Raw genomic sequence first — 1,434 nt, 5'->3', positions numbered from 1 at the left:
GGACTCTTTCACCGTCCATCCGGTGGTTAGATAGATTTCGCCAATACCTTGTGCACCTGGAGTGGCATAAGAATTGGGTTCAGTCATTCTAAGCGTAGACCGTGTTCTCTTTGTCTCGATTGCTCCGCATATTGCCGCAGGCTGAGGTAGCACAGCGAGGAATGCGGATGTAACTTATTGTAGCGCCGTGACCATTGTCCTACGAGTAGTCGGGCATGATCAGGGCTGTCGGTGCTGTTATCTTTTAACAGTTCGTCTGGTCTCTGGCACGCTGGTAGGAACAATGTGACAGCCCGACAATCTGGCAGACGCGCCGTTGGGAATGGCTCAGCCCGACCAGATGCCAGACGGCATCATGGCGGCGAGCTGGGCTTAGAAGCTTCCCTCTGATACTTCTTTCCAGTCTGCTTTCTCCCGCTCTGCGTGGGCCAACAAACGCTTCAAACGCGCGTTTTCGTCATGAAGTCGTTGCAGTTCTTTGGCATCACTCTTCGTCTTCGACCCGTGCGTTGCCTGCCATCGGTTCAGAGTCGTTTCGCTAATCCACAGTTCAGTAAGGATCCTAGCCGTTGCCGCCCGTGATTTTTTCAATACACATGCTGCGTCGAGCTTGCGAACAATCTGTTCGAGAGTGTGTTTGTTGAACTCTTCACCATTGCCCCATTCTCCCCACCCGCAGGCAGTGAGTTCAATCGGCAACACTCAAGTCACCTAGACCTAACAAACTAGGGCACTTCATTGGTGCCAATAAATACGTTCAACTTTAGTGCGTGTGCGAGATTACGAAAAAATCCAATTTGACGTTATCTTTCTTTCGTGCGGTGGGCATCTTGCCATCATTTCCAACTCGCCGATATACCATGTCGTGTTTGACGAGTTAGAGCAGTTTTGGGCCCATATGTGTGATGTATTTCATGTGGTATTGGGGATGTGGTGATCGTAATAATGTGCGACTGTCATATTCGTAAGGGGATGTATGTTCCATGACTCAACAAGAGGAGTGAGGTTTGAGAAGGCGAAAGGTTTTCACCACAATCTGGGTGGCTGCGCTAGGGGTGTGTCTAGCCACAGCCCCACAGGTGGCAGCAGCGCCTGTCGGTAGTGCGCAGGGGCCCGAGGATTTATCGGGAGTAGCTGTGCGGTATGTGAAGTCACGAACTCCAGAAGAAGCACAGCGGATTCTCGACCAGCGCAGCAATGGATTCCAACCCTACGCGATTGAAGAGAAATACGGACCGTGCACCTTGTATCCACGTAATGTTCACGTTAGAACGAAGACGGGCGATGGCGACGCAGAGATCATCGGTTTTAAGCCAAAGACTGAATGTAGTCAGCCGGTGGAGTCAATCAAGCATGAAAGTACATTGAAGTATAAGTACTACGCGTGGTGGAGAGACGCACCACTGAAGTTCGGTGTTCCTACCCGAAGCGGTA

General features: G+C 51.0%; 2 protein-coding genes and 1 pseudogene. 1 reads left to right on the top strand and 2 read right to left on the bottom strand.

Features of this window, described 5'->3' with window-relative positions; translation table 11 throughout:
* Positions 1–83 precede the first annotated feature (83 nt).
* Positions 84–284 carry an integrase core domain-containing protein gene (locus HMPREF3098_RS12100; RefSeq protein ID WP_168156006.1) on the bottom strand — a complete coding sequence of 67 codons (201 nt, stop codon included), beginning with the start codon at positions 282–284 and terminating at the stop codon, positions 84–86.
* Positions 285–372: 88 nt separating this feature from the next.
* A complete protein-coding gene (locus HMPREF3098_RS08010; protein ID WP_083284348.1) occupies positions 373–702 on the bottom strand; it encodes a hypothetical protein in 330 nt (109 codons plus the stop codon).
* Positions 703–1,145: 443 nt separating this feature from the next.
* Between HMPREF3098_RS08010 and HMPREF3098_RS11705 the strand changes: the two are divergent.
* Positions 1,146–1,434 (top strand): annotated as a pseudogene (locus HMPREF3098_RS11705) (hypothetical protein); the annotation flags it as partial.

This window comes from Corynebacterium sp. HMSC28B08, assembly GCF_001806865.1.
GTDB lineage: Bacteria > Actinomycetota > Actinomycetes > Mycobacteriales > Mycobacteriaceae > Corynebacterium > Corynebacterium auriscanis.
This window is presented reverse-complemented; position numbering and strand designations above follow the sequence as displayed.